The sequence below is a fragment of the Pseudoruegeria sp. HB172150 genome, assembly GCF_013184805.1.
GTDB lineage: Bacteria > Pseudomonadota > Alphaproteobacteria > Rhodobacterales > Rhodobacteraceae > Psychromarinibacter.
The window spans coordinates 255,585-276,896 of sequence record NZ_JAATNG010000005.1; the positions used below are offsets into that span (position 1 = coordinate 255,585).

At 64.8% G+C, this 21,312-nt stretch carries 24 protein-coding genes; all 24 read right to left on the reverse strand.

Annotated elements, in window-relative coordinates:
• Window positions 1-79 precede the first annotated feature (79 nt).
• Entirely contained in the window at window positions 80-1,960 is a 1,881-nt protein-coding gene (gene uvrC, locus HCO70_RS19955; RefSeq protein ID WP_172299482.1) for an excinuclease ABC subunit UvrC, read from the reverse strand.
• Between the two features lie 307 nt (window positions 1,961-2,267).
• Window positions 2,268-3,044, reverse strand: a complete 777-nt coding sequence (locus HCO70_RS19960) for an SDR family oxidoreductase (protein WP_172299690.1) — start codon at window positions 3,042-3,044, stop codon at window positions 2,268-2,270.
• A 24-nt stretch (window positions 3,045-3,068) separates the two neighbouring features.
• Window positions 3,069-4,013, reverse strand: a complete 945-nt coding sequence (locus tag HCO70_RS19965; RefSeq protein WP_172299484.1) for a calcium/sodium antiporter — start codon at window positions 4,011-4,013, stop codon at window positions 3,069-3,071.
• Between the two features lie 3 nt (window positions 4,014-4,016).
• Entirely contained in the window at window positions 4,017-4,178 is a 162-nt protein-coding gene (locus tag HCO70_RS19970; RefSeq protein ID WP_172299486.1) for a hypothetical protein, read from the reverse strand.
• On the reverse strand, window positions 4,175-4,975 hold the full coding sequence (locus HCO70_RS19975) for a S49 family peptidase (protein ID WP_172299488.1): 801 nt from the start codon (window positions 4,973-4,975) through the stop codon (window positions 4,175-4,177). The genes HCO70_RS19970 and HCO70_RS19975 overlap by 4 nt, the downstream gene beginning before the upstream one ends.
• Before the next feature lie 55 nt (window positions 4,976-5,030).
• Window positions 5,031-5,792 (reverse strand): ABC transporter permease, encoded by a 762-nt coding sequence (locus HCO70_RS19980; protein ID WP_172299490.1) that lies wholly within the window; start codon window positions 5,790-5,792, stop codon window positions 5,031-5,033.
• Complete coding sequence (locus tag HCO70_RS19985; protein ID WP_172299492.1) at window positions 5,789-6,718, reverse strand: ABC transporter ATP-binding protein; 930 nt, start codon at window positions 6,716-6,718, stop codon at window positions 5,789-5,791. The genes HCO70_RS19980 and HCO70_RS19985 overlap by 4 nt, the downstream gene beginning before the upstream one ends.
• A gap of 170 nt (window positions 6,719-6,888) precedes the next feature.
• The gene (locus HCO70_RS19990; RefSeq protein ID WP_172299494.1) at window positions 6,889-7,452 is read right to left on the reverse strand and encodes a Hint domain-containing protein; all 564 of its coding nucleotides are present in this window, start codon (window positions 7,450-7,452) and stop codon (window positions 6,889-6,891) included.
• 294 nt (window positions 7,453-7,746) lie between these two features.
• Window positions 7,747-8,373 carry a hypothetical protein gene (locus tag HCO70_RS19995; RefSeq protein WP_172299496.1) on the reverse strand — a complete coding sequence of 209 codons (627 nt, stop codon included), beginning with the start codon at window positions 8,371-8,373 and terminating at the stop codon, window positions 7,747-7,749.
• 66 nt (window positions 8,374-8,439) lie between these two features.
• Window positions 8,440-9,639: a type II secretion system F family protein gene (locus HCO70_RS20000; RefSeq protein WP_172299498.1), complete on the reverse strand. Its 1,200-nt coding sequence runs from the start codon at window positions 9,637-9,639 to the stop codon at window positions 8,440-8,442.
• Window positions 9,640-11,052, reverse strand: coding sequence for a GspE/PulE family protein (locus HCO70_RS20005; protein WP_172299500.1), 1,413 nt, complete (start codon window positions 11,050-11,052; stop codon window positions 9,640-9,642). It lies immediately after the preceding gene.
• Window positions 11,053-11,066: 14 nt separating this feature from the next.
• Window positions 11,067-12,998 carry a type II secretion system secretin GspD gene (gene gspD, locus HCO70_RS20010; protein WP_253913393.1) on the reverse strand — a complete coding sequence of 644 codons (1,932 nt, stop codon included), beginning with the start codon at window positions 12,996-12,998 and terminating at the stop codon, window positions 11,067-11,069.
• Window positions 12,995-13,372: a type II secretion system protein N gene (locus tag HCO70_RS20015; protein ID WP_172299502.1), complete on the reverse strand. Its 378-nt coding sequence runs from the start codon at window positions 13,370-13,372 to the stop codon at window positions 12,995-12,997. The genes gspD and HCO70_RS20015 overlap by 4 nt, the downstream gene beginning before the upstream one ends.
• 215 nt (window positions 13,373-13,587) lie before the next feature.
• Window positions 13,588-14,055, reverse strand: a complete 468-nt coding sequence (gene gspM / locus HCO70_RS20020) for a type II secretion system protein GspM (RefSeq protein WP_172299504.1) — start codon at window positions 14,053-14,055, stop codon at window positions 13,588-13,590.
• A complete protein-coding gene (gene gspL / locus HCO70_RS20025) occupies window positions 14,052-15,173 on the reverse strand; it encodes a type II secretion system protein GspL (protein ID WP_172299506.1) in 1,122 nt (373 codons plus the stop codon). The genes gspM and gspL overlap by 4 nt, the downstream gene beginning before the upstream one ends.
• 52 nt (window positions 15,174-15,225) lie before the next feature.
• Window positions 15,226-16,107, reverse strand: a complete 882-nt coding sequence (locus HCO70_RS20030; protein ID WP_172299508.1) for a general secretion pathway protein GspK — start codon at window positions 16,105-16,107, stop codon at window positions 15,226-15,228.
• Window positions 16,104-16,751, reverse strand: a complete 648-nt coding sequence (locus tag HCO70_RS20035; protein ID WP_172299510.1) for a type II secretion system protein GspJ — start codon at window positions 16,749-16,751, stop codon at window positions 16,104-16,106. Before HCO70_RS20035 ends, HCO70_RS20030 begins: the two co-directional genes overlap by 4 nt.
• Window positions 16,748-17,116 (reverse strand): prepilin-type N-terminal cleavage/methylation domain-containing protein, encoded by a 369-nt coding sequence (locus HCO70_RS20040; protein WP_172299512.1) that lies wholly within the window; start codon window positions 17,114-17,116, stop codon window positions 16,748-16,750. The genes HCO70_RS20035 and HCO70_RS20040 overlap by 4 nt, the downstream gene beginning before the upstream one ends.
• Window positions 17,101-17,517, reverse strand: coding sequence for a prepilin-type N-terminal cleavage/methylation domain-containing protein (locus tag HCO70_RS20045; RefSeq protein ID WP_172299514.1), 417 nt, complete (start codon window positions 17,515-17,517; stop codon window positions 17,101-17,103). Before HCO70_RS20045 ends, HCO70_RS20040 begins: the two co-directional genes overlap by 16 nt.
• Entirely contained in the window at window positions 17,514-17,966 is a 453-nt protein-coding gene (gene gspG, locus HCO70_RS20050) for a type II secretion system major pseudopilin GspG (RefSeq protein ID WP_172299516.1), read from the reverse strand. Before gspG ends, HCO70_RS20045 begins: the two co-directional genes overlap by 4 nt.
• A gap of 63 nt (window positions 17,967-18,029) precedes the next feature.
• Window positions 18,030-18,896 carry a DUF6473 family protein gene (locus HCO70_RS20055; protein WP_216665536.1) on the reverse strand — a complete coding sequence of 289 codons (867 nt, stop codon included), beginning with the start codon at window positions 18,894-18,896 and terminating at the stop codon, window positions 18,030-18,032.
• Window positions 18,897-19,131: 235 nt separating this feature from the next.
• The gene (locus HCO70_RS20060; protein ID WP_172299520.1) at window positions 19,132-20,133 is read right to left on the reverse strand and encodes a P1 family peptidase; all 1,002 of its coding nucleotides are present in this window, start codon (window positions 20,131-20,133) and stop codon (window positions 19,132-19,134) included.
• A 41-nt stretch (window positions 20,134-20,174) separates the two neighbouring features.
• Window positions 20,175-20,525, reverse strand: coding sequence for a cupin domain-containing protein (locus tag HCO70_RS20065; RefSeq protein WP_172299522.1), 351 nt, complete (start codon window positions 20,523-20,525; stop codon window positions 20,175-20,177).
• Window positions 20,525-21,265 (reverse strand): glucose 1-dehydrogenase, encoded by a 741-nt coding sequence (locus tag HCO70_RS20070; RefSeq protein WP_172299524.1) that lies wholly within the window; start codon window positions 21,263-21,265, stop codon window positions 20,525-20,527. Before HCO70_RS20070 ends, HCO70_RS20065 begins: the two co-directional genes overlap by 1 nt.
• Between the last annotated feature and the right edge of the window lie 47 nt (window positions 21,266-21,312).

Below are 21,312 nucleotides of genomic sequence, written 5' to 3' on the forward strand. Positions count from 1 at the left end.
ATCGTCAACCGCGGGGACAGGGAAGGCGCTGCCTTGATCGTCTGGGAGAACCTGCTGCCCATCGGCTGTGCGTCCGGGATCAACCGCGCTCGTGGAAAAAATCGTAGATCGTCTCGGCCAACTGATCCGAGATACCGTCGACAGCCTTCAGATCCGCAAGGTTGGCCCGGCTGACTGCCTTGGCCGATCCGAAATGCGCCAGCAGGGCCCGCTTCCGCGTCGCGCCCACGCCGGGCACATCGTCCAGCGGCGTCGCACTGACCGCCTTGGCCCGTTTCGCCCTGTGCGTCCCGATCGCGAAGCGGTGCGCCTCGTCCCGCATCCGCTGGACGAAATACAGAACCGGATCGTTGTGGCGCAGCGCGAAGGGACGCTGCCCATAACGGTGAAACTCTTCCTTACCCGCGTCCCGGTCCACGCCCTTGGCTACACCTACCATCGCGAGATCCTCGACCCCCATCTCCGCCATGATCTCGTGCACGGCCGAGACTTGCCCGGCACCGCCATCGATCAACAGCAGGTCGGGCCACATCCCCTTGTCGCGGTCCGGGTCTTCCTTCAGCAGCCGCTTGAACCGGCGGCTCAGGACCTCCTTCATCATTCCGAAGTCGTCACCCGGTGTCAGCTCTTCACCCTTGATGTTGAACTTGCGGTACTGGTTCTTCATCAACCCTTCCGGCCCGGCCACGATCATCGCGCCCACCGCATGCGCGCCCTGGATGTGGGAGTTGTCGTAGACCTCGATCCGCTGCGGCGCGCTTTCCAGTCCGAATGCCTCGGCCAGCCCGGACAACAGTTTGCCTTGCGTGGCGGTCTCCGCCATCTTGCGAGCCAGGCTCTCTCGCGCGTTCCTGAGCGCGCTTGAGACCAATTCCATCTTCTCTCCGCGTTGAGGTACCAGGATTTCGACTTTGCGGCCCGCCTTCTGCGACAGAGCTTCCGCCATCAAATCGGCATCCTCGATCTCGTCCGACAGGATCAGTTGCCGTGGCGGTTCCTTGTTGTCGTAGAACTGGCCTATGAACGCCTGCAGAACCTCCGCCGCGCTCTCGGTGCCACCTAGTCGGGGGTAGTAATCCCGATTGCCCCAGTTCTGGTTCGCCCGGATGAAGAACACCTGCACGCAGGCCTGTCCCGACTCCATGTGTAGCGCGATCACGTCCGCCTCGGTGACGGCCTTCGGATTGATCCCCTGGTTCGACTGAACCTGCGTTAGCGCCCGGATCCGGTCGCGCAGGGCAGCGGCGCGCTCGAACTCCATAGACTCGGAAGCGGCTTGCATCTGCTCGGCCAGTTCCGATTGCACCTTCGTCGTCTTGCCCTGTAGGAACCGCTCTGCATCGGATAGCAGACCGGCATATCCGATCTCGTCAATGTAGCCGACGCAGGGCGCACTGCAGCGCTTGATCTGGTACAGGAGGCAGGGCCGCGTCCGGGTTTCGAAGGTGGAATCCGAACAGTTCCGCAACAGGAACACCTTTTGCAACTGGTTCAGCGTCCGGTTCACGGCGCCCGCACTCGCGAAGGGGCCGTAATAATTGCCTTTTGCCTTCTTAGCGCCGCGGTGCTTCTTGATCTGCGGAAAGGCGTGATCCTTGGCCACGAGGATGTTCGGGAACGATTTGTCGTCGCGCAGCAGCACGTTATAGCGCGGCTTCAACTGCTTGATCAGGTTCTGCTCTAGCAGCAGCGCCTCAGTCTCGGTCCGGGTGGACAGGAACATCATCGATACCGTTGCCGCGATCATCCGCGCGATCCGCGGGCTGTGGCCGGAGGGGCGCGCGTAACTCGACACCCGCGCCTTCAGATTGCGTGCCTTGCCTACGTAAAGCACCGCTCCTCGGGCATCGAGCATGCGGTACACCCCCGGCGACGAGTCCAGCGTCTTCAGATAGGATTGAATACATGCATGGCCGGAAAGTTGCGGAGCCGGCGCGGTTTCGGACATATCGCTGCTCATGACCTCTAGATTGTGATTCTCCTTCGTGGCTGCAATCTTAGCAGTCTGAAAACAAGGAAAAACATGTCCACGGATTCTGTGGAGAACTCTGGTGGTATGTTTCGAAAAGCGCGAATTTTTCCTTGTTTCTTGATGGGTTCGTCGGGTTGCTTAATTTTTGAGCATTAGTTTAACCCTTTGAAAAAAAGAGAAATTATTATGAAGCAATTGTAACTTCAATCAAATTGTAAAGTAAATGTTACGATTTCAAGACATTCCGGGAAGCGGTGTACAAGTTTGACGCTGTGTCAACTGATGGCGCGGGGTGCTACTGGTCGAGTGCAACCTCCGGTGTCTTCCACAACAGGTGCTGTCCGGCGTCGGTGCATAGCAGCTGGCCGGTCACGGCCGGTGCATGCACGAAGTAGAGCAATGCTGCGGTGATGTCCTCCGGGTTCGACCCACGTTCAAGGAGCATCGCCTCGCGCTGACGGCGGAAGTGGTCTTCCGTCTGCCGGGCGCCCTGCACTGTCGGGCCGGGACCGACCGCGTTCACCCGAACCCTGGGTGCAAGCGCCTGCGCGGCGGTCTGGGTAAAGGCCCAGAGCCCCATCTTGGCGATGGTGTAGCTCATGAATTCGGGTGTCAGCTTGCGGACGCGCTCATCGATCATGTTGACCACCAGCGCCTCTGCCCTGACCTCTCCGCGCTCATCAGTCGAGGGGGCTGGTGCCTGCGCCGCGAGTGCCTGGGTCAGCACGAAAGGCGCGCGCAGGTTCGACTCGATGTGACGGTCCCAGCTATCCCGCGTCGCGCTGCGGATGTTGTCGTATTCAAAGACTGAGGCGTTGTTCACAAGAACGGTTATCGTGCCAAGCTCCTCCGCCGCCCGCGGCAGCAGGGTCTGCATTGCGTCCTCATCCAGCAGATCCGCCTGCAATGCCACCGCACGTCGGCCCATTGCCTTGATTTCCGCGACGGTCTCCTCCGCTTCCTTTTCGGAACTGGCATAGTGCACCGCGACATCGAAGCCGTCCTCGGCCAGTGCCAGCGCGTTGGCGCGGCCCAGGCGTTTCGCGGCGCCGGTGACGAGGGCGGTGCGGATCTGCATCGAAAGACCTCCGGATGATCAGGACAGGATCAAGAAGACATAGATTCCGTAGGCCGCCGTCAAGACAGCGCCGGTGACCCGGCCCATATTGACGGGCCAGAACACGAAAGGTGCAAGCATCAACGACGCACCAAGCATCACCCAAAGATCGAAGCGCAGGAAGTCCGGATCGACGGGAATCGTACCGAATAAGCTCGCGAGGCCGATGATACCCAGCAGGTTGAATACGTTCGACCCGATCACATTGCCAAGAGCCACATCCGCTCGCTGCCGGTAGGCCGCAATTGTCGTTGTCGCCAGCTCGGGCAGCGAGGTGCCGACGGCGACCAGCGTCAGGCCAATGACGGTTTCGCTGACGCCCAAGCGCGTCGCGATCCGAACAGAACTGTCGACCAGCAGGTCGGCACCGAATGGTAACGCGGCAAGACCGGCGACCAGATAAGAGCCGATTTTCCATTTCGGCATGTTCGGATCGGCACCTTCGACCTCTTCCTTTGGCTCGTTCCGGCTGGCCATGCGGTGCTTGCGGGCAGCGAGAAGCTGCTGAAGCTGCACTGCCGCGAAGGCGGTCAGCAGGATGAGACCGTCAATCCAGGTGATCGGCCGCACGAACGCCAGCCCGATGAACAGCAAGGTCGAAAGGACCATGATCACGTAGCTCAGGCGGGTATCGTGCGCACCGCTGGCCAGACCGAACAGCAATGCCGGCAGACCCAGAACCAGCAGGATGTTCGCCGTGTTCGACCCGACCACGTTGCCCAGCGCAAGCCCCGGGGCACCTCGCAAGACCGATTGCACAACCACGATCAGTTCCGGCGCGGAGGTTCCAAAGGCCACGATGGTCAGGCTTACGACCAGAGCGGGAATGCCGAGCCGAAGCGCCATGTTGACGGCGCCGCGCACCAGAAGCTCTCCGCCGATCAACAGAAGGACCAGGCCGGCGGCGGCGATAAGGTAATCCAATAGTCAGCCCTTTCGGCAGTCGCAGGGCCCTTTGCCGATGCGGTAGCGGCCGCAGCGGGGGCATTTTCGGTTGCTCAGGTGTTTCTGCCCGGGCAGGCGCAGTTTTCCGAACATCGCCATGACACCCATCGCTACCAGGAAGAGGACGACGATCTTGACGATCATAGACCGAACCGGGCGAACAGGCCGCGTTCTTCCATCACGCCCAGCGCATTGTCTGCGACCTGACCGCTCAGGCGCGAGAACAGGCCCTTTTTCTTGGCATAAGGAATGAAGCGCACCTTTTCGCCGAAGACATCCTTCATCTTCGGGACGAGATGCCCGACGCCATCGGCAAGCCCGACATCCACCGCCTTTTCGCCGATCCAGACATTCCCGGTGAACAAATCCGGCTCATCGGCCAAACGCGCGCCACGCCGGTCCTTCACGTAGTCGATGAAGCTGTCGTGGATCTGGTCCTGCCAACCTTTCAGTTTTTCAATGTCCTCGGGTTTCTCTTCCCGGAACGGATCCAGCATACTCTTCGACTTGCCAGCGGTGTGCACCCGACGTTCGACTCCGTAGCGCGCGATCAGGTCCTGAAATCCGAAACCGGAATAGACCACGCCGATTGAGCCGACGATGGAACTGGGATCGATCCAGATCTCGTCTGCCGCACAAGCCAGCCAGTAGCCACCGGAGGCCGCAACATCCTCGGTGAAGGCATAGACCTTCACGTTCTTCTCCGCCGCTAACCGCCGGATCCGTGCCGCGATCAGCGAGCTTTGTACCGGCGAGCCACCGGGCGAATTGATGACCAGCGCCACCGCATCGGGTTTACCCTTGCGAAATGCCCGCTCAATCATCGGCGCGAGGCCGGCATCGTTGAGTGCGTTGCCGCGATTGCCGCTAGCGATCATGCCCGTGAGCCGAACCACTGCGACCTTCGGGCCCGAATTGAGGAATGGGAACCAGTTTCTCATGGCAACCGATGTAGCGGGCCGGATGCGCCGTAACAAGGTGGCGGCCCGTTCTATGTCAGCTCTTGATCCGCCACCCGGTCCGGAAGATCCACCAGATGATCCCGAGGCACAGCAGCGTGAACCCGGCGATCGCCAGCAGTGACCAGCCCAGCGCCACGTCAGCCATCCCGAAGAACGACCAGCGGAAGCCGGACACCAGGTAGACCACGGGGTTGAATAGGGTGATGTTCTGCCAAATCGGCGGCAGCATCGAAATCGAGTAGAACGAGCCGCCTAGGAATACCAAAGGCGTGACGATCAGCAGTGGAACCAGCTGCAGCTGTTCGAAGTTCTTCGCCCAGATGCCGATGATGAAGCCCATCAGCGAGAAGGACAGGCAGGTCAGCACCAGGAACGAGATCATGGCCAGCGGGTGCAGGATCTGTACATCGACGAATAACGCCGCTGTTGCCAGGATGATCAGGCCGATCATCAGCGACTTGGTGGCAGCCGCCCCGACGAAGCCGATCACGATTTCCAGAAAGTTGATCGGGGCGGATAGGTATTCGTAGATCGTGCCGATGAACTTCGGGAAATAGATCCCGAACGACGCGTTCGAGATCGCCTGCATGATCACCGACAGCATGATCAGCCCCGGCACGATGAAGGCGCCGTAGGAAACGCCTTCCACCTCGTCGATGCGGCTGCCGATGGCTGTGCCGAAGACCACGAAGTAGAGTGAGGTGGATATCACCGGAGAGACGATGCTCTGCCAGATCGTCCGGAAGGTCCGGGCCATCTCGAACTGGTAGATGGCGGCGATGGCGCGCCAGTTCATGCCGCGTCCTCCTTCACGAGGCCGACGAAGATCTCTTCCAGGCTCGACTGTCGGGTGGAGATGTCGCGCAGGACCAGGCCGGCGGATTGCAGGTCGGTCAGCAGCCGGGTGATGCCGGTCCGTTCCGCCGCCGTGTCGTAGGTAAAGACGATCTCTGTCGGTTCGCGCCCGTGGCTCAGGTTGTAGCCCGACAGACTTTCGGGGATCGCGTCCAACGGCCGGGCGAGTTCTATCACCATTTCCTTGCGGCCCATCCGCTTCATCAGCGCGCCGGTCTCCTCGATCAGCAGGATCTCGCCCTTGTTGATCACGCCGATGCGGTCGGCGATGGCTTCGGCCTCTTCGATGTAGTGGGTGGTCAGGATAATCGTCACGCCCTGAGCCTTCAGGTCGCGGACCACCTTCCACATGTCCTTGCGCAGCTCGACATCGACGCCCGCTGTGGGTTCGTCGAGGAACAGGACGCGCGGCTCGTGGCTCAGCGCCTTGGCGATCAGGACCCGGCGCTTCATGCCGCCGGAGAGTTCGCGGATGGGGCTGTCGCGCTTGTCCCAGAGGGAGAGCTGGCGCAGGACGGATTCGATATGGGCGTCGTCGCGGCGCAGGCCGAACAGGCCGCGAGAGTATTTGACGGTGCGCGTCACCGTTTCGAACGGCTCCATCGTCATTTCCTGGGGGACGAGGCCGATCAGGCTGCGGGCGGACCGGAAGTCGCGGATCACGTCGTGGCCGCCGACCTCGACGGTGCCGGAGGTGATCGTGGTCAGGCCGCAGATGATGGAGATCAGGGTCGTCTTGCCGGCGCCGTTGGGGCCGAGAAGGGCGAGGATCTCGCCCTCTTCGATCTCCAGGTCGACCCCGCGCAGGGCGTCGCCGCCGCCCTGGTAGGTCTTGCGGACGGCCCGCACTGATATCATGGCACTCATGAGGTCTCCTCCCTGTCCGGCGGAAACTAGGTCGGAGGCGGCGAATTGGAAACCGGCTTTGGCGCACAGTCGATGTGTCCCCATGGGGACGGGGGGTCAAGCCATTGATTTCAGGCGTGTTAGCGCTAACCTCTGTTGAGGACGGGGCGATTTTTCGACGGTCTGGCGGGTCAGATCAGCCGGGACACTTCGGACCTGCGGCGCGGCACCGCCGCGCGTTCCCGGCTGCCGAAGGCGGCAGGTTCGTATTCCAGTTCCGGGAACAGCCGGTAGAGTTCGTTCCGCTTCGGCTTGCCGATCCCGCGAAGGCCGGCGGAGGGATGGAAGCACTCGGTTTCCGCACCGTTGCAGTAAACGATCTCGTGGGTGTCGAGCAGAAAGTGGAAATAGGTGACTTCTTCGACATCGCGTTCCGGCGTGATCGACACGTCATTGACCAGCGCGGCGGCGGGCACCAGTACCTCGTCCTCGCCGAACAGAAGTTCGCAGCGCCAGCCGCCGAGCAGCACACATTGCTGCGGCGAGACGACGATATCGGTCGCTGGCAGGCCGAAGCCGAGGGCTCCGGCGCGGATCCTGACCGGACGCAGCGACGGATCTTCGGCCAGTGCCTTGGCACCGAGGCGGCGGGACGCGACCCAGCGCACCGGCTGATAGCCGTTGTCCTTGGTCCGCACCCGGATGCCGGGCTTCAGCATGGTCACGGGTCGCCGGCCGTATTCGACATCGATCATCGTTCCAGCTGGAAGAGGGCAGACATTCGATGTGATTGCGCCGGGTCCGATATGAGGCATGTTTGGACTTTCGAAACGGTGTGTTGTTCGCCTATTTGAAGCGCAGAACGCGCTTGAATACCGTCAAAATTGTGATCAAAGGATGGAATATCTCCTATTGGGAGACAGTTCCGCCTGAATGCCCTTCATTGTTGCCAGCACGGTGAATCGCGAGGGGGTCGATGCGCGATCCTCCGCGCACCCGTAAAGGCTTTTTGCGCGATCCTGCCATAATGTTTTTGCCTGTTCGCCGGGTCATAGCCCCAGCCAGCGGTTCGGGGACCGCAAATCCGGCACCTTCGTGGCGGCCAGGGCCCAGGCCAATTTGAACCGGCGGCGCGACAGCGAAGTGCCGACGCGGCCGCGTGCAATCTCTCGGGTCACGAGTTCCTTTCGTTCTATCATCGACAGGATGGTTCGGGCGCCCTTCATCAATTCCTCGTCCTCGCTGATATCGGCCTTTACCTCTTCGGCGAGGAAGGTCAGCGACGACTGGAAATTGTTGACCGGCACCACAATGGGCAGCGTGTAGAACGGCCCGTAGCGCTGGCGCAGCGTTTCGTCGTCGGCCATCTCGCCGTGCTCGTCCAGCAGGTCCGAGGAGCCGACCGTACCGGCGATCAGGTTCACGTGTTCGTTCGACAGGATCATCGGGTCGGCCCAGGCGACCAGATCCTTTGAAGCGGAAACGACGGTGCCGTCGGTGGCGGTCACCCCCACCTTGGTCGCGGCGTCACACATGTCCCAGACAGTGACCGCGAGGATGCTTTTCAATTCGCCCTGTCCGCGGCCGATCTTGCCTTCGGATTTCAACGCCTGCAGTCGCCGGAACACTTCGCCGGTAACCTCGGATAGCGGAATCCAACCTTCTTCGAAAAACATGCCTGCCGTCCTCTGCCGTGCCTCCCCGGGCTTTGTGCCAAGGAATCCGCGAGCGATCCAGTGGGTCTATCCGGCGATCGCGGCCTGAAGGTCGAAGATGGGCAGCAGGACCGCCAGCACGACGGTCAGCACGAAGGCCCCGACGACCATCATCAGGATCGGATCAAGCAGCGCTGCGATGCGCTTTCGGTCGTTCCGGAGCTGCGTTTCAAGGAGTTCCGCAGCGCGCGCCGCCATCGGGGCAATGCGCGCGGTTTCTTCGCCTACTTTCAGCAGTTGCAGCGCGACGGGGGGCAGCAGGGTGATCCTGCGGACGGCTTTCGCGATCGGCTCGCCCTGACGCAGCGCCGAGATTGCGGCGTCGGCGCATGCCCGATGGGTGGATACCTGCAAAACGCCCGCTGCTGCTGTCGCGGCGTCCAACGCGGTCTGCCGGCTGGCCAGCACCAGTGCCAGCGTCCGAAGATATTGCGCCGCCATCGCACGGCGCCGGAGCTGGCCAAACAGCGGGATGCGCAGAGCGAACCGCACGGCGCGATCACGGATGGCCGGGGCCGATCCCGCGAAGAGTGCCAAGATGAATGCCGCAGCCAGAGCTATCGTAACCGCGCGCCAATGTGCTGCCAGCCAGTCCGACAGGCCCAGTACTGCCGCCGTGATGGCAGGCAGTGGCTGGCCTGTCGCCTCGAACATTGCGTCGAGTTCCGGCGCCACGGTGGTGACGAGAATGCCGCAAACCGCCAGTGACACCACAGCCACGAAGCCCGGGTAGATCAGCGCGGTGGCGATCTCTGCGCGTGCACCAGTCTGGGCCTCCAGATGGTCGGCGAGGCTGCCGAACACCGCTGCCAGGTCACCCGATTTTTCCCCGGCTCCGAGCGCGGAGGCGTAATAGGGTGGGAAGCCTGATCGCAGGGTGGCGATGCCCTGAGAGATCGGAAAGCCCTCTAACACCGCCGCTTTCAGCGCGGTGGCGAAACCGTGCAGCGACCGCGATCCGTCGCTTTCGATCACCGCGTCGAGCGCCGCTTCGACCGGGAGGCCCGCGCTCAGCAGGACCGCCATCTGGCGTGAGAAGACGGCCCTGTCACCGGCATCCGGCTGTCGGTGCCTTCGCGCCGGCAAGTGGGCGCGCGCCGCGATCTCTGTGGCCATCAGCCCCCGAGCCTGCAGCGCCGCGTAGGCTGCGCGTTCGCTCTCTGCGACCAGCGTGCCGGTTTTCCGCTGCCCGTTGCCGGTATAGGCAATGTACGCGAAGGGACGCATCTAGTGGTCCCCCAGAACGCGGTGGACCTCTTGCAGCGAGGTCAGCCCCTTCGCGGCCAGTGCCAGCCCCTGTTCCAGCAGGGTTTCGCCGGGAACGCGTTGTCGCAGGTCTGCCTCCGGCGCGTTGGCACCGATCAGGGTGGCGAGGTCGTCGCTGATTTCCACGATCTCGAACACGCCGCGACGGCCGGAATAGCCGGTGCCGCCGCAGCCCGTGCAGCCTGTGGCGTGGGCCAGTTCCCTGGGTGGCGTGGCGAACTGACTGGCTTCCTCCTTCGTGGGTGGGGCTGTTTCACGACAGTCCGGACAGAGCATCCGCAGCAGTCGCTGCGCCAGCACGCCGCGCAAGGTCGCCGCGATCAGGTAGTTCTCAAGCCCGAGGTCGCGCAGGCGTGTCACCGCGGCGATGGCGTTGTTGGCGTGCAGCGAGGAGAAGACGAGGTGGCCGGTCAGCGAGGCCTGCGCGGCGACCTGCGCGGTTTCGGCGTCGCGGACCTCTCCGACGAGGATCACGTCCGGGTCCTGCCGGAGCGTGGCGCGGAGGCCGGCGGCGAAGGTCAGGCCGATGCCCGCGTTGGTCTGGGTCTGCGAGATGCCGGGCAGGTGGTATTCGATCGGGTCCTCGACGGTGACGATGTTGCGTTGACCCCGGTCGGCGAGGCGCAGGAGAGAGTAGAGCGTGGTGGTCTTGCCGGAGCCGGTGGGGCCGGTGGCGAGGACGATACCGTCGGGGCGGGCGGCGAGGCGGCGGAGGGTGGTTTCCTGGGTTTGGGTCAGACCGAGGGTGTCGAGCGGCAGGAGGCCGGTGTGCCGGTCGAGCAGGCGCAGCACCACACGCTCGCCGAACTGGCCGGGCAGGGTGGAGATGCGGACGTCAATGTCGCGGCCGCCGTGGCGCAGGGCGATGCGGCCGTCCTGCGGCAGGCGTGTTTCCGAGGTGTCGAGGCCGGCCATGACCTTGAGCCGCGAGGTGACGCGGCGGACCGGCACGTCGTTCCGGTCCATCACGGTGCGCAGCATGCCGTCGACGCGCAGGCGGGCGCGGAGGCCGGTTTCGTGCGGTTCCACGTGCAGGTCGGAGGCGGCGGCGCGGACGGTGCGGCGGAGGAGTTGGTTGACCAGTTCGATGACCGGCGCCTCGGTGGTGTCTTCGAGGAGGTCGCGCAGGACGGCGCTGTCGCGGGGTTCGACATCGAAGGTGAGGTCGGCGTCGGTTTCCTCGGGGTGCTGGTAGGCGGCGTTTAGGCGGGTTTCGAATGCGGCGGTTTCCACGCGCTCCACTGTCAGCGGCTGCCCGGCCCGCCGCCGCGCTTCGCGCAGGCCGAGGGCGGTGGCGGCGGGTCCGCAGATCAGGCGGTCACCCTGCAGCAGGGTCTGCTGGTCGCGGGCGAAGGAGAAGGGGAGCTCGGGCATGGCGGGCGGATGGGTCAGGGGGAGCCGTTGAACTGGATCCGCGATGGCAGGGGCGGGAAGCCGTGGGAGCGGACGTAGGGATCGATGAAGCCGGCGTCGAAGGGCTGGTCGAGGTTGGCGCCGTCATAGGGGAAGCTGGAGGCGGGGAGGTTGGGATACTGGTTGTCCTGGGGCAGTCGGATCGCGTCGGAGGCGCGGCGGGCGTCCAGCGCGATCTCGCTGGTAAGGCGGTTCGCCTCGGCATCGCTGCGGACGACGCGGGGCCTGAGCAGCAGGAGCAGCACGCGCTGGTTGCGGTTCACCGCACGGCCCCGGAACAGGGCGCCGAAGAGCGGCAGCTTGTTGAGGCCCGGCACGCCCTGCTGCTCGGTGCCGGAGCCGTTTTCCAATAGGCCACCCAGCATGATCACGCGCCCGTCGCCGACAAGGACGTTGGTTGTCAGCGTACGTTTCGATGTAATTTCACCGCCGGCGGCAGAGGTCGTCCGGGTCAGGTTCGACACCTCCTGCCCGATGGACATGCGGACCGTGTTGTCACCTGTGATCTGCGGGGTGACACGCAGGGTCAGGCCGACATCTTCGCGTTCGATGGTCTGGAACGGCTGATCCGGCACAGCGCTGTCGCCGACGGTGGAGTAGCTCCCGGTGACGAAGGGCACGGATTGCGCCACCACGATCTCGGCCTGGGTGTTGTTCAGCGTCATTACCGACGGCGTAGACAGCAGCCTTGCCGAATTCGACGCGGTCAGAGCGGTCAGAAAGCCGACGAACCCGTCGTCCCCGCGCAGCCGCAGTCCGCCGGCAAAACCGCCATTACCGGGCCTCACCGCCTTGCCGTCGATGGCCGCCGAGACAAGGCTCGTCAAACTGGGGCGGCCACCGATGGAAAACTCTGCCCCGCCGAACAGGGCGTTGTTCATAAGCGCGCCGAACTGCGCCGAGAGGTCGGACAGGGTCTGCACCGAAAGCTCGAAGATCACCGCCTCGACCAGAACCTGGCTGGGTCGCTGGTCAAGCCGTTTGACCGCGGCAGTGATCGTGCCGATCCGGTCCGACGGGGCCGTCACAAGAATGGAATTGGTCTGCGGTTCCGCGACCACCGTTACCTCACCCGGCTGGTCGGCACTGGCCGCCAGCACCGACCGGGCGATGACCGATTCCAGTTCCAGCGCGTCGGCGTAGTTGAGCTGCACCACCGCCGTCGCGACCGACCGCTGCGGTGTGTCGAGCTGCATCACCACCTGCCTTATGCGGCTGCGGAACTCGTCGTTTCCGGAAACCACGATTGCGTTGGACCGGTGGTCCGCCGACAGACTGCCGCCCGGTGGCACGATATCCAGCGACTGCAGTGTTGCGAGGAGGTCGGGCGCGGTGGAATGTCCAAGCCGGATCGTCTCGATCGCAGCACTCGCCGGGCGGTCGAGACGCTCGATCAGGCCGGCGATCCGGTCGATGTTCTCGCGCCGGTCCGAGATCACCAGAAGCCGGGACTGGTTGACGGTGGACAGTACCGCCTCGGATGGCAGCAGCGGGCGGATCACCTCCACCACCTGATCCAAGGGGATGTTGCGAACTGCGAAGACGCGGGTCTCGAAGGCACCGCCCGCCGTGCGCACCCGTTCCCCCGGGGCCAGTTCCCGCGCCAGATCCAGCGGCACGATACGGTCGACCTGTTCGCCCTCGATGATGGTCAGGCGGTTCAGTTCCAGTACGTCGAGGAAGATCTCGTAGAGCGCCGACGTGCTGACCGTACCAGGTGCGATGACCGTCACTGTTCCCTGTACCCGTGCATCCAGGGTGAAGTTGCGGTTGGTGGCGTCGGCAACGATTTCGACAAAGCTGCGCAGGTCGGCATCGCGCAGGTCCAGCGCGATCTGCGCCCGTGCCGGAACCGCCATCGCGCAGAGCATGGCAAACGCAAGGAAGATGAGGCGTATGCGCCTCAAGGCCGGTTCCCGAGGTTGGCCGCGGGACGCATGTCGCGGGCAAGATGACCGGTCTCGGGGCGCTGCACCGGGATAAGCTGCCTTTGGCCGCGCCAGAGTATATGGACGCCTTGCGCGTCGATGGCCGTTACGGTTTCGCCGCCTTCCAGACGATCGCCCGGCCGCACCACCTGCTGAATGCCGCCCGAGGAGACCAGCGCCCAGCCATCCTGTGCATCGGCCACCAGCCCGGTGAGGCGGTAGTCGTAGCGGAGTTCCGGCTCTGGCAGCGGGGCGGCGGCTGGTGTTGCCTCTGCCGGAAGCGGAGCGATCCCGAAGACCGGCGGCCATTCGCGAGCGATCTCGGGCGCATTGTCTTTTGTCGGCTTCCCCATGGGCTCCGGCGCCGTAAAGGGCGCCGGAGGCTTTGCCGTGAGTGTCCCCCCCAGGCCACTCACGGCGAGCCCCAATGCGCCGAGCGCGGCGGCGAGGGCTATCTTCGGCAACAACGGCATTCGTTAACGACTCACTCGTTCCGGTAACGGGTCCTTAACCACACGCTCCGCCGCAATTCTTGAAATCCCGTTAACGCTTGGCTGGCTGGTGCCTGTCAGTGTGTCGGTGTCAGCGTGAAACGCGCTGTGACCAGGCCGGACGTCACGCGCGCGATGCGGTATGCTGCAACGTCGTACCCCCAGCGCGGCGATGTATCGTGCAGCCATTGGGTCAGCGCGTCGAACCGGACCGGGCCGAAGGCGATTTCCACGCCGCCGGGAGTGTCCGCCAGCCGTGTCAGAGCGCTGCGCAGCCCGGCCGCGACGAGGCTTTGCTCCAGCGCGGCGAGGCTTGTCTGTGCGAAGGGTTTCCGGGTTTCCATCGGACCTTCCGATGGCAGATCCGCCACACGGAGGGCGACCCAATTGCGCAGGTCTTCCGCCTCGGCCGCCGCGATCCGGGCAGTCGTGCGTGTCTCGAGCAGAGGCATGACAACGAGAAGGATCAGCGCCAGAGGCACAATGGTGCCGAGCAGTATCAGCAGGGCGCTTTCGCGCGGGGAAAGGGGCGCAAGGCGGTTCATTGGGAGCCTGTCGCCGCCGTGAGAGTCAGGCTTGCGGAGACACCGTTGTCGCTCGTGGTCGGGTCCCGTATCTCAACCGCGAACATTCTGCCCCGCAAGCTCCGTGCCAGCGCTTCCAGCTCGGCAAAGCCGCCGGTCTCGACCGTTGCGATCAGCCCGGTGTCTGCGCTGTACTCGACAGAGCGCACGGTGGCGGTGGCAAGGTCTTGCGCGGCGCGCTGGAACAGGTGGAACGGGTCGGCAGGCGGGGAATGCGGAGACTTGGCAAGCGCGGCGTCGACCTGTGCGCGGATATCGAGGATCGGTCCGGTCGGAAGAACATGGGCGCGCAGCATCGCCTCGGTATCATGGCGGGCGGTGGCGTCGCGGTATTGCAGGTCTCGGGTCTCGAAGGCGACGCCGGTCAGCCAGGTTGCAAGGGCCAGACCCGCGACGGCGGCGGGGGGTGCCCAGTTCCGGTGCAGTGTCCGCCGCCTGGCCAGCGGTGCGCGCAGGTTGCAGCCCCGCGTCGCGTCGGGCCAGCGGAGCAGGCGATGCCCGGTTTGGGCCAGCGTTTCGGCGCTGGCGTGAAGTGGAACGCGGGTGGCGCGCAGGGCGGAGTCGATGGCTTCGTGGGGGGCGCCGAGGCGGAGGACGGCCTGCGGGGGCGATGAAATTGCCCGTTCGAGCAGCAGGGCGGCCAGTTCCGGCTCTGCGGTGAAGCCGTCCTCTGGCCCCAGTCTTGCGCGGACGGTGTCGCCGGTCACCTCGACCGTCCAGACGCCATTTGCGCAGGGCAGGGCGAGGTAGTCGGGCAGCAGGGCATGAGCGCCGCGGCCGAGCGCGTGTCGCCACTCGGACAGCTGGGCGGGATCGGCGGCTATGGCGCGGCTCCAAGGGCGCTGAGGCTGACGGAAGGGATGGAGTTCGACGCGATCCGGTGGCAATGCAAGCTGTTCGGCGAGCTTCCGGCATCCGGCACGGTCCCTTGCGCGGCCTTTGATGCCGTCGGGCAGGTCGACCGGCAGAAGGGGCAGGTCCGCGCCCGGCGCAAGGGCCACATGCGGTGTGGTGGGCGGCGTGCCATCGCCGATGAGCCAGATCGCCGGTTGGCCGGGGATGTGAACCTTGGCAGTCATCCGTGCGCGCCGGATGCGCGTTTGGGTGCGCGTGAGATGCCGGATTTCGCCATCAATCGGGCTCGGCCCAGCGATAGGCGACCCCGATCCGACCTTCGTCGCGGCCGGTTCTGGTGCGGTCGCGGAACAGGATCGTGGTGCGGCGTGCGATGCGGTCGTCGCGTTCGACGGTAAGATCGGCCCGGAACCATGTGCTGGTGACCGTCAGGCGGTCGAATGGCAGGTGGCCGATATCCTCCGTTTCCAGCGCCGCGATGGTGCGGTGGCGCAGGTCGCGCAGGTCTTCCAGTGGCGGGTCTTTGGCACGTTGAGTGTATGCGGCGCGGATCTCGGGCGGGAAAGGGTGGAGAACCGCGCGCAGGACGGGGGCGGAGGCGGTGTTGAGGTTCAGTTTCGTCTCGGCCGGCAGGGCGGCGAGGTGGCGCGTCAGGATCGCGAAATCCGCTGGTATCAGGCCGGGGACGCCGCGCAACTCGTCGAGGAGCGATACCGGGCCGCCGTGGCGGCCGTCGACACTGAGGAAGGCACGGATATCGTCGGGCAGGCTGGGCGGAAGGTTGAGCTCGGCGAAGAGGCGGCGGAAGGTCTCGTCGACATAGGCGTCGGGCGGGGCGGACAGCCAGTTCACGTTGAGCCGGCCCTGCAGGTCGGTGATCGCGGCATCGGCGCGGCTTTCTCCGAAGTCCGCGTGTTGTGCCATTGACCAGTCCTGCCGGAGATATACTGGCTGGCCGTCCCGTCCCACGGATGCAAGCGACCTGACGGTCAGGGCCTCCATTGCATCTAGACCGGTTTCGATCCGCGATGCTTCCTGCGCGGCGGTGGTTCTGGCGCGGGCGGCACTGCTGCGGCCGAGCATCGTTGCGACGACAGAGGTGATGACCAGCACGACCACGAGAGCATTGATCAGGATGAAGCCACCGTCGCGTTTCATCTCAGGCTCACCAGCGTCTGCAACTGGTCGAGGGTCTCGTGTTCCAGTGTGACGCGGATCGCGGCAGGGAGTGCGAGCGCATTCTTTTCCGGGTTCGGGAAGCCACCTGTCCACCCGCTGCCGGTATCGTAGGTTTCGAACATGAGCGCATGGACCTGGTTGAAAATGACCAGTTCCGGACCGGCGGCAAGCATGTTGACGGGGGCCAGCGAGGTCCAGAGCTGGCGTGTGATAGTGCCGGACTGCTTGTCCAGCCGCCAGACCGCGCGGGCGGTTGCCGGTCCGCTGGCGTCGAACCTCGGCTGGCCGCCGAGGCTCAGGTCGAAACGCTGCTCGCCCGCCGTGACATCGAGAGCGGGGCGGGCGGGGCCGTCCGGTGGCAGGAACGGCAGAGCGATCGCGGAGTTCAGGTCGTGGCGCAGCAGAGCGAGACCGTAAGACAGGTCCGCCGTTTCGGCATCTCGTGCCGCAAGCTGCCGGTCGGCGCGCAATGTCTGCGCGATCACCTGTGCGCCGATCAATGCGACGCCGGCGAAAACAGCAAGGACGACCGTAAGTTCCAGCAGCGAGAAGCCCCGGTCGCGCCGCCGCGACAATATTTGGCCACCGGGTTCCGTCACCGCCTTATCCCGGGCCGCGCTCATTCTCCGGCACTCTCCACGTAGGCCACGGCCAAACCGCCCGGCTGCCCGTCTGCCCTGGCCTGTACGGTGGCGGTGACCAGACCTTGTGGTCCTGCTGCCACCGCCAGTTCCAGGGTCCAGACCAAGGGTCCGTGGCCCACCGTCGCAGGCAATCGTCGCCCGGCTTCCAGGCCAAGGAGTTTCAGTTCTTCCGCCCGGTTCAGCGCGGCCTCCCGCGCGAAAAGGCGGGGTAAGTCCCCCTGTGCTTCGCGTCGGGCCTGACCAACGGCCCGGAACCCAACGGCAACTGCAGCGGAGAGTACCAGGAGTGCAACCGCCACCTCGATCAGGCTGACGCCCCGCTCCTGGTCTATGGTCCGGAGCATGCGATTGCCCTCCATTCGTCTCCCAGGCAGGTCACGTCGGCGAATTGGATCCGCGCCGGCGTGGATCGGCCGTTCGGCAGGAAGGCCAGGACCGGCTCCGCCCCGCTGGGCCGTTCGATCCGTACCGGGCGATCCCAGGTGACAATGTCCCCGCGCGCCTCCCAGTCGCCGCCGACGCGGCGCATGCGGGTGTAGCCCTCTGCCGTCAGCATGAGCCCGAGCACCTGTTGCCCGGTTACGGCCTGCACGCGCATCCGGTCATGGGCGTCGCGAAACTGTTCCCAGCCCGGGGCGGTTTCAGGCCGGTTCGTTCCCAGCGTGGCCGAAACAGCGAGGGCGGAGAGGATCGCGATGGCGACCGCCAGTTCAACCAGGGTAAACCCCCGGTCTTCGGAGGTCATTCCAGCGTCCATGTTCCGATATCCGTGTCGAACCCGGTGCCCCCCTGCGCCCCGTCCGCGCCATAGGAGAAGATGTCGAATGCGCCGTGCACGCCCGGTGACAGATACAGGTATTCGTTGCCCCAGGGGTCTTTCGGCAGCCGGTCAACATAACCGCCGCCGGCCCAGTTCGCCGGTACCGGATCGCTTGCAGGAGGCGAGACCAGCGCGCCTAAACCCTGATCCGTGGTTGGGTAGGTCAGGTTATCCAGCCTGTAGAGCTGTATGGCACTGGACAAGGTTGTGAGGTCGGCCCTGGCCCGCGTGACGCGCGCCTGGTCCGGGCGGTCGATGACTCGCGGCACGATGACCAGCGCGAGGATCGAAAGGATCGCCACGACGACCATCAGTTCCAGAAGAGAAAAGCCCTCATCGCGCGCGGGGCGCGGGACACTCTTACCATGGCTCATCAGAGCCCTCGAAACTCGTTACTACGTCATCAGGGTAGCAAACCCTGTGGTCGCGCTCAAACTTTATTCCGCGGCGGTCCTTTTGAAGGCAGGCTCCATCAAGATGGGAAGCAGCGCGTCGCACAGGACCCTGGCCACGCGGCGGTGCACCACGGGACCGAGCATTTCGCACGCGGCCTCCGCCTCGAACTGACCGTAGATCATGTCGGGCAGGCCGGCATCGATCTCTGCCTGGGTCGCGACAACCTCGATCAGCTGTGCACCGGTTTCGCAGACGGCATTCAGCATCGCCCTGTCGACGAAAAGCGGTTCATGGCAGATCGTGCCGCCGTCCTGCCGGGAATATGGCGCATGATCGGACATCCATAGCAGGACGACCGGACCGGGGATCTGGCCGACGAGCGCCCGCATGCGCGCGACCCAGGCGGTCTGCAATTCCCGCCGGACGAGTTGCAGGCGTTTCGGGCAGGTGCGGGCGAGTGCGGTGAGCATGTGCTCCGTCCGCTCAAACTCGCGAAAGTCGACCTCTGGGTAGATGTCCTTGAGCTTGCGGCCGGCACGGATGAAGTAGTCGTTGCGGCGCGGGTCGACGGTGTAGAACCTGTTCGACATGCTGATCGCGCCCATGACCTGGATCACGGTCACCCGGGAGCCGGCGGCGATATCTATGAGGCTGGGATTTGCCAGAAAGGCATCGAGCCCGGCATCGCGGCAGCCCAGGTTGATGCAGGGTGTGCCAAGGGATCGTTCGAGCAGTTCGGGGTACGGTTCGGAAATGAAACGGCCGAAGGTTTCCGTGTTCCCGATACAGGTGATGTAGTCGCCCGCGGCCTTGCGCTGCGGGCCGCGGAACAACAGCCGGGACGTCCCGTACTGACAGGGAGCGTAGTCCAGCGCTCGGGCTCGAGCGGTCTGCATGGTCAACTGCATTCTCGTCGCGACGTTCATCTTTGGCCTTCGTTCAGCATGTCAAACCGGGCTTGCCGTTTGGCTAAGATTTAAGCTGCAATTCGAGCGAAATCGTTACAGCGGGTGGAACTGCCGCCCATGTTTTGAGTGGGCGAGTCGATCTCGACCTGGACAACTTTAGGGCGTGAATGGGCGACGGCAAGCCCCTTGTGACCAACACTGGACACAAGTCTGTCGCAATAGCGGTTATGTGACTTTAGGTCAGCTTTCTGCCGTGTCGCATCTGCCACGTCGGGAACGGATCGTTCCCCGCCGGCGCGGCGAGATACACGCCGCGCGCAATGGCGCGGGCGAGGCACAGCGCCGCCGCGTGACCTATCGCGATCTGGTCTGCCATCAGGTCGGCAAGCGGGCGCTGGCCGGTGGCGGCGGCGAAGACGAGGTCGCCATCGGCCAGGGTGTGGCTGGGCACGACCGCGCGGGCGATGCCGTCATGCGCGGCCACGGCCATGCGTGTCGCCTGGGCCTGGTTGAGCGCGGCGTCGGTGGCGACGACGGCGATGATGGTGTTGGCGTTGCGGAGCTGGCCCTTGGTGGTGAAGCGCAGCGGGTCGGGATCGGGGGACGGGCCGAGGCCGCCGAATTCGCCGTTCAGTTCGAACGGGGCGGCCCAGAAATGGGGGCCATCGCCGGTCGTGGCGCTGCCGATGGCGTTGACGGCGGCGAGAGCGCCGACGGTGTGGCCGGAGGGCAGTCTGAGGGAGGCGGAGCCGAGGCCGCCCTTGAGCCCGGCGGTGGTGCCGCCGGTGCCGGCGCCTGCAGTGCCCAGTTCGAAGGTCTCGGCGGCACCGGCGAGGGCGGCGCGGCCGAGCGCCTTGTAGGGGTTATCGGTCCAGTCCTTGTCGCCGCCGTTCAGCAGGTCGTTGATGATGGCGCCGGGCACGATGGGGACGATCTGTCCGCGGATGTCGATGCCCCGGCCGGCGGCGCGCAGTGCGTCGGCGACGCCGCTGCCGGCGTCGAGACCGAGAGCGGAGCCGCCGGACAGGACAAGCGCGTGCACCTGCTGCACCGCACGATCGGGGGCGAGGAGATCGGTTTCCCGCGTGCCGGGCGCGCCGCCCATGACGTGGACGGCGGCGGTGAACGGGTCTTCCGCCGTTACTACGGTCGCGCCGGTCTTAATGCGGTGGTCTTCGGAATTGCCGACCAGGATGCCTGGAACGTCGGTGATCAGGTTGCGTGGGCCGGGTTGCATTCTGGTCCTTGGGATGGGGCGTGCAGTGGGAATTCGTGCCGTCAGATCCGCGGCTTGGCCGCCGCAGTGGCTGGATCGCCGGTGTTTGGCTCGCCTTTCGGCTCGATCAGGAGGACCTTGCATTCGGTTTCGGCGCGCGGGCGGTGGGTGACGCCCTTGGGGACGACGAACAGCTCGCCCGGTCCCACTGGGATGCTTTCGCCGTCGACATCCATGATCATCTCGCCTTCAAGGACAAGGAAGAAGTCGTCGGTGGTTTCATGATGGTGAAACGGGAAATCTCCCTGAAATTTCACCACCATGACGTCGTTGCCGTTGTAATCGGCGACGACGTGCGGGTCCCAGTGGCTGGAGAATTGCGCGAGTTTCTCGGCGAGGTTGACCTTGGGCATCAGATACAGCGTCCTCCGTCGACTTCCATGGCAACCCCGGTGACCATGCTGGCCTCGTCGGAGCAGAGAAAACAGGCGGCGTTGCCCATGTCCTCGGGCGTCGAGAACCGGCCGAGGGGGATGGTGGCGAGGAATTTCGCCCGCATTTCCGGCGTGTCCTGTCCCATGAAGCTTTTCAGCAGCGGCGTTTCGCCCGCGACGGGGCAGAGCGCGTTCACGCGGACGCCGTGGGGCGCGAGTTCGACGGCCATGGTCTTGGTCGCGGTGATCATCCAGCCCTTCGACGCGTTGTACCAGTTCAGGTTCGGGCGCGGCGACAGGCCGGCGGTGGAAGCGATGTTCAGGATCGCGCCAGTCTTGCGGGATTTCATGTGCGGGACCAGATACTTGGCGGTCAGGTAGACGGATTTCGCATTGACGGCAAGGACACGGTCGAACTCGTCCTCCGGCACGTCTTCCATCGGCATCGGCAGGTGGGTGATGCCGGCGTTGTTCACCAGTATGTCGAGTGCGCCAAAACCGTCGACGGCGGCATTGGCCATCGCGGCGACGCTGGCGCCGTCAGCGACGTCGACGGTCTGGGCCGTGCCGCCGATCTCTGCCGCGATTTCCGTGGCGGCCTCTGTGTTGATGTCGGCCACCATCACCTTCGCGCCTTCGGCCGCGAATTTCCGTGCGATTCCAGCGCCGAAGCCGGAGCCGCCCCCGGTGACGATGGCGGTCTTTCCGTCGAGCCGCATATGACCTCCCCATTTACTGCGGCCACATTACGCCGCAGGGCGCGGAT